Origin of the sequence: Collimonas sp., assembly GCF_035566555.1 — a bacterium.
Classification (GTDB): domain Bacteria; phylum Pseudomonadota; class Gammaproteobacteria; order Burkholderiales; family Burkholderiaceae_D; genus Collimonas.
This window is the reverse complement of the sequence record NZ_DATMRB010000122.1, coordinates 1-8313: the sequence shown is the minus strand read 5'-3', so window position 1 is coordinate 8313 and position 8313 is coordinate 1. Positions and strand designations below refer to the sequence as shown.

Below are 8313 nucleotides of genomic sequence, written 5' to 3'. Positions count from 1 at the left end.
ATTGTGCATTTTTTATTCGACTACTCGGAAGACATGGAGTATCTTGAAATCGTTAGCCCGGCTGCATTCACTTCGATCGACATGCCCGGACCCTGCGCCGTTCCGGCGCCCAAGCCTTGGGTATGAGAGCCGCATGGACGCACTCTGCGCATGTACGTTGATGTGCCAGGCTAGCCAGCAATTCGCATTCGCTCTCACATAAAACAAGACGGAGGCCGACACCAGACAGACGCAAAATTTGCTAAGAGTTGACGCCGCATTGTTGCAAATAAAGCCTGTTCAAGATACGAGGTAGCATGTTAATCTTTGAACAAGTTAATGCTTAATCGTCAACCAATAGCGTGCTACAGGCACGCTTCTTGATAGCTACTTGATAGTTCCCGATCAAACCACAGCAAAGCAAGATCATGGCAAATTTCTTCGATGAGATGTACTCCGATGGCAGCTCGTTGGTGCGTCCGCACTACAACGAATTTTCCAATTGGCTCAACGCCCAGACCGCCGAAACCATCGCGCGCAAACGCGCCGAAGCCGATCTGATCTTCCGTCGCGTCGGCATCACCTTCGCCGTCTACGGCAACGATGCCGGCACCGAACGCCTGATCCCTTTCGACATCATTCCGCGCATCATCCACGCGCAGGAATGGGCGACCCTGGAAGCCGGCCTGATCCAGCGCGTCAAGGCGCTCAACATGTTCATCCACGATATCTATCACGACCAGAATATCGTCAAGGCCGGCGTGATTCCCGCTGAACAGATCTTCCGCAACGCCCAGTACCGCCCCGAAATGCAAGGCATCTCGGTGGCCTCGGACATCTACGCCCACATCGCCGGGGTCGACATCGTGCGCGCCGGCGAGGGCGAGTTCTACGTGCTGGAAGATAATCTGCGGGTGCCGTCAGGCGTCTCCTACATGCTGGAAAACCGCAAGATGATGATGCGGCTGTTCCCCGAGCTATTCCTGCGCCACAAGATCGCGCCGGTCGATCATTATCCCGACATGCTGCTGGATAACCTGCGTTCGGTGGCGCCGGTCGGCGTCACCGATCCGACCGTGGTGGTGATGACCCCCGGCATGTACAACTCCGCCTATTTCGAACACGCTTTCCTGGCCCAGCAGATGGGCGTGGAGCTGGTCGAAGGACAGGATCTGTTCGTCAACGACAACCACGTCTACATGCGCACCACGCGCGGCCCCAAGCGGGTCGACGTGATCTACCGCCGCATCGACGACGACTACCTCGATCCGCTCGCCTTCCGCCCCGATTCCTCGCTCGGCGTGCCCGGCCTGCTGTCGGTATACCGCGCCGGCAACGTCACGCTGGCGAACGCCATCGGCACCGGCGTCGCCGACGACAAGTCGGTGTACCCGTTCGTGCCGGACATGGTCAAGTTCTATCTCTCGGAAAAGCCGATCCTCAACAATGTACCGACCTTCCAGTGCCGCAAGAAGGAAGACCTGCAGTACACGCTCGACAATCTCAAGGACCTGGTGGTCAAGGAAGTCCATGGCGCCGGCGGTTACGGCATGCTGGTCGGACCAGCCTCGACCAAGCAGGAAATCGAAGACTTCCGCCAGCGCGTAATCGCCAAGCCGGATGGTTATATCTCCCAGCCGACGCTCGCGCTGTCGGCCTGCCCGACCTATGTCGAAGCCGGCATCGCGCCGCGCCATCTCGACTTGCGGCCGTTTGTCCTGTCCGGCAAGAACGTCTCCCTGGTGCGCGGCGGCCTGACCCGCGTCGCCCTCAAGGAAGGCTCGCTGGTGGTCAACTCGTCGCAAGGCGGGGGCACCAAAGACACCTGGATTCTGGAGAAATAACATGCTGAGCCGTACCGCTGACCATTTGTTCTGGATGTCCCGCTATACCGAGCGGGCCGAAAACACCGCGCGCATGCTGGATGTGCACGTGCAGACCGGGCTGCTGCCGCAGTCGGTGGAGGATGTCGAAAAAGGCTGGCGTGCCGTGCTGGGCATTTCCGAGCTGACCCATGCCTACGACAAGAAATACAATGTCCTGACGCAAAAGGACGTGATCGATTTCATGGTGCGCGACCCCAGCAACTCGTCTTCGATCGCTTCCTGCCTGAAGCAGGCGCGCGAGAACGCCCGCGCCGTGCGCGGCGCGCTGACCACGGAAGCCTGGGAAATCCAGAATGCCACCTGGATCAAGATGCAGGGCTATCTGCAGACCAACGCGCTGGAACAGAATCCGGCCGAGTTTTTCGAGTGGGTCAAGCATCGTTCGCATCTGTCGCGCGGCGTCACCATCGGCACCATGCTGAAGGACGAAGCCTTCCACTTCATCCGCCTGGGCACCTTCCTGGAACGCGCCGACAATACCGCGCGCATCATCGACGTCAAATTCCATGGCGCCAAGGAAAGCAGCTACATGAAGGGCCAGAACGGACAGCAGCAGAGCCAGAAAATTCGCCAGCAGCAAAGCCAGGACCAGGACGCCATCGCCGCCGATCCGCAAATCGATTTCTACTACTGGGCGGCGATCCTGCGTTCGGTGTCGGGTTTCGAAATCTACCGCAAGGTCTACCGCGACGTCATCACGCCCGCGCGCGTGGCCGACCTGCTGATCCTGCGGCCGGACATGCCGCGCTCGCTGCTGTCCTGCATGGAGCAGGTAGTAAGCAATCTCAAGCATGTGCACAACGATATTTCCTCCGACACCGAACGCTTCGCCGGCAAGCTGCACGCCGACCTCAAGTTCAGCAACCTGGATGAAATCCTCGACGCCGGCCTGCACGACTACCTGACGCGCTTCTTCGACCGCATCTTCGAGCTTGGCAATCGCATCAGCCGCGATTTCCTGGTGCCCCTCAATACTTGATGGCCGATTGTTCAACCTGATGTTACTCACCATCCGCCATGAGACCGTCTACCACTACACCGCAGCCCTGACCTATACGATTCAGCAGCTGCGGCTGTGGCCGCGCGCGGAAGCGCAGCAACGCACCCTGGCATGGCATATCAGCAGTTCCGGCAGCCGCCATCCCTTCACCGACGCCTTCGGCAACCTGAGCCACATGCTGACCGTCACCAAGCCGCACCACGAGGTGCGCATCATCGCCGAAGGCACGGTGGCGGTGACGCCTTTGCAGCAAGGCCGGCTGCCGCAGGCGGGCGAGTTTTCGCCGCTGGTGTTTACCGTGCCGACGCCGTTGACCCAGCCGACCGTCGCCGTCATGGATTTCGCCTATCGCCATCTGCAGGCGGGCGCCGACAGCCGGCAACTGCTCGACCTGGCGCAAGCCATCTGCAGTGCCGTGTCCTACCGGAGCGGCTCCACCGCCGTCACCAGCAGCGCCGATGACGCCCTGGCGCTGGGCCAAGGGGTGTGCCAGGATCATGCTCACCTGTTCCTGGCTTGCTGCCACACGCTGGGGATTTCCGCGCGCTATGTCTCAGGCTATATCGATCCCGGCAACACCAGCCATGCCGAAAGCCACGCCTGGGTCGACGTCTGGGTAGAGGAAGGCGCATTCGCCGGCTGGATCAGCATCGACGTTACCCACGCTTGCTTCGCCAGCGACAATTATTGTCGACTAGCAATAGGACGCGACTACGAGTCGGCGGCGCCGGTGCGCGGCGTGCGGCGCGGCGGCGGCGAAGAAACCATGAGCGTGCAGGTGAATGTTTCCGCATTACCATCACAACAATGAAACGGCTGCCTACGATGCCACATTTTGTAGCATAATCAACAACACAATCAGCGCCGCACTCAGGAAACGGCTGCCGCTTCCTGTAGAATCTCCACTTTGTATTTTTCTTTGACATCATGACTTACTGCGTCGCTCTGCGCCTGGACTCCGGTCTGGTTTTCCTTTCCGACTCCCGCACCAATGCCGGGGTGGACCATGTTGCCACCGCGCGCAAGATGAGCGTGTTCGAGAACCCGGGCGAACGCCTGATGGTGTTCATGACCGCCGGCAATCTCTCGATTTCGCAATCGATCAAGCAAGTCATCGGCGAGTACGTGAACGCTGCCGGCAAGACCATCTGGACCGTGGCCACCATGTACGAAGCGGCGCAGATCGTCGGCGAAGCGGTGCGCGTGGTGTACGACCGCGAAGCCTTGAAACTGGAAAAATTCGGCATCGATTTCAATGTCGGCATCATCTTCGGCGGCCAGATCAAGGGTGAGGAATGCCGCTTGTTCCAGGTCTATGCCGCCGGCAATTTCATCGAATCGCTGAATGAAAACACCTACTTCCAGATCGGCGAAGCGAAATATGGCAAACCTATCCTGGACCGCGTGATCACCCCGGCCTCCACCCTCGACCAGGCCGCCAAGTGCGCGCTGATCTCGATGGATTCCACCATGCGCTCCAACATCTCGGTCGGCCTGCCGCTGGACTTGCTGCTGTACGGCAGCGACACGCTGGCGGTAACCCGCTTCGTCACCATCGACGAAAAGAATCAGTACTTCCAGATGATCCACGAGAACTGGGGCAAGCAGCTGACCGCAGTGTTCAACGGCCTCGCCGATCCGGTCTGGAACGCCAATCCCGACACCGTGCCGAACGTGGTGCTGGCCAAGGGTTCGCTGAACGAACCGCTGGTGCTGGCGCCGCCTGCCGCCAACGCCAGTCCTGTCCAGCCAGTGCCGCTGCAAACCCTGGCGCAGGGACCTGAAGGCAACCAGCAGCCCTGAAGCTTGCCGCCGCGGCCATGATTGCAAACAACGGCCTGATCCGTCCCGTCGCCAGTGCCGATCTCGAACGTTGTTACGAGATCGAATCGACTTCCTACGAGGGCGACGAAGCCGCCACGAAAGAAAAGATCGCTACCCGCATCGCCACCTGGCCGCAAGGCTTCATCGTCTATGAGAACGATGGCGTGGTGGCCGGCTTCATCAACGGCGGCGCGGCCTTCAAGGTCGAGATGGCGGACGAGGCATTCAAGGAACTGATCGGGCACGACCCGGACGGGCCGCATGTGGTGATCATGTCGGTGGTGGTGCATCCGGATTTCCAGGGACGCGGCATTGCCAGGCAGCTGATGACGGAATTCATCGCCCGCATGCGGGCGCTGCATAAATCCAGCATCCACCTGATGTGCAAAGAGCGCCATGTGGCGCTCTATCAAAGCATGGGTTTCAAATACCTCAAGGCTTCAGACTCGGACCACGGCGGCATGGCCTGGCATGAAATGGCGATGCAGCTGCAATAAGCATCGCCGTTATCCGATTCAGAAGCAGTGTTCCGGCGCCGGAAACGACTTGTCCTTGACCGCTCGCACATAAGCCAGCACGGCAGCATCGATGCTGCTCTGCCCTTCCATGAAATCTTTGACGAAACGGGCCTTGTGGCCGGGGAAGACCCCCAGCAGGTCGTGCATCACCAGCACCTGGCCTGAGCAGTCCGGACCGGCGCCGATGCCGATGGTCGGGATCGTCAGCAGTTCGCTGACTTCCTTGCCCAGCGCCGCCGGAATCGCTTCCAGCACCAGCAGGCTGGCGCCGGCTTCCTGCAAGGCCAGGGCGTCGGCTTTCAGCTGCTCGGCCGCAGCGCTGGTCTTGCCCTGCACTTTATAACCACCCATCTGGTGCACCGACTGCGGCGTCAACCCCAGGTGGCCGCATACCGGAATCGCCCGTTCGGTCAGGAAACGCACCGTTGGCGCCAGCCAGGCGCCGCCTTCTATCTTGACCATCTGCGCACCGGCCTGTATCACCGGCACGGCGTTGGCGAAAGCGCTTTCCGGCGTGGCGTAAGCGCCGAACGGCAGGTCCGCCAGCACCAGCGCAGTACGGTTGCCGCGCGCCACGCTGGCGGTGTGATAAGCGATTTCCTGCACCGTCACCGGCAAGGTCGAGCTGTGGCCCTGGCACACCATGCCGAGCGAATCGCCGATCAGCAGGGTCTCGACGCCGCAGCGGTCCATCAAGGCCGCAAAGCTGGCGTCGTAGCAGGTCAGCATGGTGATCTTCTCACCCTTGTCGCGCAATGCCTGCAAGGCCGGAATCGTCACCGGCTTGCTGCGCGCCGCTGCCGCAGCGCCATCTTGTAAATAAGCTGCCATTGTCATTCTCCACGATTGAAAAATTCACGCTTGCCGCGCATGCTGTCGATACGCGCCAAGAGTAAGCTGAAATCGGCATCGCTGCCGGCCAGGTCCAGATGTTCGTTGTTGACGATCAACAAAGGCGCATCGTCATAGTGATGAAAGAAGCGGCTGTAGCTTTCGCACAGGCGCGCCAGGTATTCCTGGGTGATCGCGCTTTCCATCTCGATGCCGCGCTTCTTGATGCGTTCCATCAGGGTTTCCGGCTCGGCCTGCAGGTAAATCACCAGGTCCGGCGTGGCCGCCTGCGGCCGCAGATGATCGTACATCTGCTGGTACAGCTTGAGCTCTTCGTCGGCCAGGGTCAGGCTGGCGAAAATGGCATCCTTGGCCAGCAGGAAATCGGCCACCAGATGGCCGCGGCCTTCGAACAAATCGTTCTGCGAAGTCTCGCGCAACTGGTTGATGCGCTGGAACAGGAAGAACATCTGGGTCGACAGCGCATAACGGGAGGCGTCCCGGTAAAATTTTTCCAGGAAGGGGTTGGCCTGCGGCTGCTCCAGCAGGACGCGCGCGCCCAGATGCGCTGCGATCTTGTTGGCCAGCGTGGTCTTGCCGGCGCCGACAGGACCTTCTACTACGATGTATTTATAAGCGTCTAGATTCATGTTCACCCATTGTTCAACTGTCGGTGGCGCCGCGCGGGCCAAGGCCACAGTGTGCCAGAAGCTGCCACATCCGGCAGCCAGCCAGGCGCGGCGATTATAGTTTGTGGATACGCTGGTCCGCCACCAGCGGGGCGAACTGATGCGCCGCGCCGTGCTTGGGAATGACGATGAAGGGATCGAGCTGCAACAGCGGGATCAGGACAAAAGCGCGTTGCGTCATGCGCGGATGCGGCACGGTCAGCAGATCATCCTGGATGCTGGACTGGCCGTACAACAGCAGGTCCAGGTCGAGCGTGCGCGGCGCATTCGGATAAGGACGCTCACGGCCGAAATCCTGCTCGATCTGCTGCAAGCCGCGCAGCAGGTCATGGGCGCCGAGACGGGTTTCGAGACGCGCAACCGCATTGACGTAATCGTCGCCGCCGGCATCCAGCGGCGCCGTGCCAAACAGGCTGGACTGGCCGCTAAGGCTGGTGTGCGGCAGCTTGCCGAGCTGCAGGATGGCGCGTTGCACCTGCCCGGCGGCGTCGCCCAGGTTGGCGCCGATGCCGATGTAGGCGGTGACCACAGGGGCCGCCGCAGACGTTGCAGTCAAGCTCATGGAACTATGCGCCTTGCCCATCGTCGCTACGGCCGCCCGGGTTGACCGCTTTGGCGCCGCTGCGTGAACCGCGCCGGCGCGGCCGTTTCTTGGCAGGGGCAGCTTCGGCCGCCACTTTCGGCTTTTGCGCCATCAATGCTTCGCGCTCATCGCCGTCGCCTTCCATGAAGGCAGTCCACCACTCGCCGATTTCACCGTCGATTTCGCCGGAGGCGCAACGCAGCAGCAGGAAGTCATAGCCGGCGCGCAGGCGCAGGTGTTCCAGCATCTTGTACGGGGCCTTGCCGGTGCGCCGCTCAAAGCGCGGCTGCATGGCCCAGATATCGCGCATGTCGGAGGCGATCTTGCGCTGCAGGGCCAGCTTGTCGGTCTGCGCTTCCAGCACGTCGTCGGCGGCCAGGTGCAGCGCCGGGATCGGGAATTCGCCGGCCGCCTTGTAGGCGCTCCATTTTTCCAGCACCTGGTGCCACAGCAGCGAGGCAAACAGGAAACCCGGGGAAACCGGCTTGCCTTGCTGCACGCGGACGTCGGTATTGGCCAGCGCCAGCGTTACGAACTTCTCGCCCAGCGGCTGCTCCAGCACCACGTCCAGCAAGGGCAGCAAACCGTGGTGCAGGCCTTCCTTGCGCAATTGCTGCAGGCAAGCCAGGGCATGGCCGCTCATCAGCAGTTTCAGCATTTCATCGAACACCCGAGCCGCCGGCACGTTGTCGATCAGGGCCGCCATCACCGGGATCGGCGCGCGGGTGGCAGGATCGATGTTGAACTTCAGCTTGGCGGCGAAGCGCACGATGCGCAGCATACGCACCGGATCTTCGCGGTAGCGCGCTTCCGGCTCGCCGATGATGCGCAGGGTCTTGGCGCGGATGTCGGCGATGCCGCCGTGGTAATCCAGCACGCTTTCGGTGGTCGGATCGTAGTACATCGCGTTGATGGTGAAATCGCGCCGCACTGCGTCTTCATGCTGCTCGCCGAAAGTATTGTCGCGCAACACCCGGCCATGCTCGTCTTTCGGCGAACCGTC

At 61.1% G+C, this 8313-nt stretch carries 9 protein-coding genes and 1 pseudogene; 6 read left to right on the top strand and 4 right to left on the bottom strand.

The annotated features are described in order from the left end of the window. From VNZ65_RS15725 to VNZ65_RS15700, 6 genes and pseudogenes are all read left to right on the top strand, one after another. Positions 1 to 126: pseudogene (locus VNZ65_RS15725) on the top strand (cupin); the annotation flags it as partial. 281 nt (positions 127 to 407) lie between these two features. After that, the gene (locus tag VNZ65_RS15720) at positions 408 to 1823 is read left to right on the top strand and encodes a circularly permuted type 2 ATP-grasp protein (RefSeq protein WP_061944205.1); all 1416 of its coding nucleotides are present in this window, start codon (positions 408 to 410) and stop codon (positions 1821 to 1823) included. A gap of 1 nt (position 1824) precedes the next feature. Further along, the gene (locus VNZ65_RS15715) at positions 1825 to 2844 is read left to right on the top strand and encodes an alpha-E domain-containing protein (protein WP_325670595.1); all 1020 of its coding nucleotides are present in this window, start codon (positions 1825 to 1827) and stop codon (positions 2842 to 2844) included. A 19-nt stretch (positions 2845 to 2863) separates the two neighbouring features. Beyond that, a complete protein-coding gene (locus tag VNZ65_RS15710) occupies positions 2864 to 3676 on the top strand; it encodes a transglutaminase family protein (protein ID WP_325670593.1) in 813 nt (270 codons plus the stop codon). A gap of 116 nt (positions 3677 to 3792) precedes the next feature. Beyond that, the gene (locus tag VNZ65_RS15705; RefSeq protein ID WP_325670591.1) at positions 3793 to 4668 is read left to right on the top strand and encodes a peptidase; all 876 of its coding nucleotides are present in this window, start codon (positions 3793 to 3795) and stop codon (positions 4666 to 4668) included. Between the two features lie 17 nt (positions 4669 to 4685). Further along, positions 4686 to 5186, top strand: a complete 501-nt coding sequence (locus VNZ65_RS15700) for an N-acetyltransferase (RefSeq protein WP_325670589.1) — start codon at positions 4686 to 4688, stop codon at positions 5184 to 5186. An 18-nt stretch (positions 5187 to 5204) separates the two neighbouring features. On the opposite strand, the gene panB is transcribed toward VNZ65_RS15700, so the two are convergent. From panB to pcnB, 4 genes are all read right to left on the bottom strand, one after another. Further along, positions 5205 to 6038 (bottom strand): 3-methyl-2-oxobutanoate hydroxymethyltransferase, encoded by an 834-nt coding sequence (panB, locus tag VNZ65_RS15695; protein WP_325670587.1) that lies wholly within the window; start codon positions 6036 to 6038, stop codon positions 5205 to 5207. Between the two features lie 2 nt (positions 6039 to 6040). After that, on the bottom strand, positions 6041 to 6688 hold the full coding sequence (locus tag VNZ65_RS15690) for a deoxynucleoside kinase (protein WP_325670585.1): 648 nt from the start codon (positions 6686 to 6688) through the stop codon (positions 6041 to 6043). Between the two features lie 94 nt (positions 6689 to 6782). Continuing rightward, positions 6783 to 7289 (bottom strand): 2-amino-4-hydroxy-6-hydroxymethyldihydropteridine diphosphokinase, encoded by a 507-nt coding sequence (gene folK, locus VNZ65_RS15685; protein WP_325670583.1) that lies wholly within the window; start codon positions 7287 to 7289, stop codon positions 6783 to 6785. A gap of 4 nt (positions 7290 to 7293) precedes the next feature. After that, positions 7294 to 8313, bottom strand: a 1020-nt coding sequence (gene pcnB, locus VNZ65_RS15680) for a polynucleotide adenylyltransferase PcnB (protein ID WP_325670581.1), incomplete at its 5' end; no start/stop codon positions are given.

Excerpts from the sequence above, each read along its gene's own strand:
- VNZ65_RS15710 (WP_325670593.1), top strand. The coding sequence starts at position 2,864 with ATGTTACTCACCATCCGCCATGAGACCGTCTACCACTACACCGCAGCC.
- VNZ65_RS15715 (WP_325670595.1), top strand. The coding sequence starts at position 1,825 with ATGCTGAGCCGTACCGCTGACCATTTGTTCTGGATGTCCCGCTATACC.
- VNZ65_RS15705 (WP_325670591.1), top strand. The coding sequence starts at position 3,793 with ATGACTTACTGCGTCGCTCTGCGCCTGGACTCCGGTCTGGTTTTCCTT.
- VNZ65_RS15720 (WP_061944205.1), top strand. The coding sequence starts at position 408 with ATGGCAAATTTCTTCGATGAGATGTACTCCGATGGCAGCTCGTTGGTG.
- VNZ65_RS15690 (WP_325670585.1), bottom strand. The coding sequence starts at position 6,688 with ATGAATCTAGACGCTTATAAATACATCGTAGTAGAAGGTCCTGTCGGC.
- panB (WP_325670587.1), bottom strand. The coding sequence starts at position 6,038 with ATGGCAGCTTATTTACAAGATGGCGCTGCGGCAGCGGCGCGCAGCAAG.
- VNZ65_RS15700 (WP_325670589.1), top strand. The coding sequence starts at position 4,686 with ATGATTGCAAACAACGGCCTGATCCGTCCCGTCGCCAGTGCCGATCTC.
- folK (WP_325670583.1), bottom strand. The coding sequence starts at position 7,289 with ATGAGCTTGACTGCAACGTCTGCGGCGGCCCCTGTGGTCACCGCCTAC.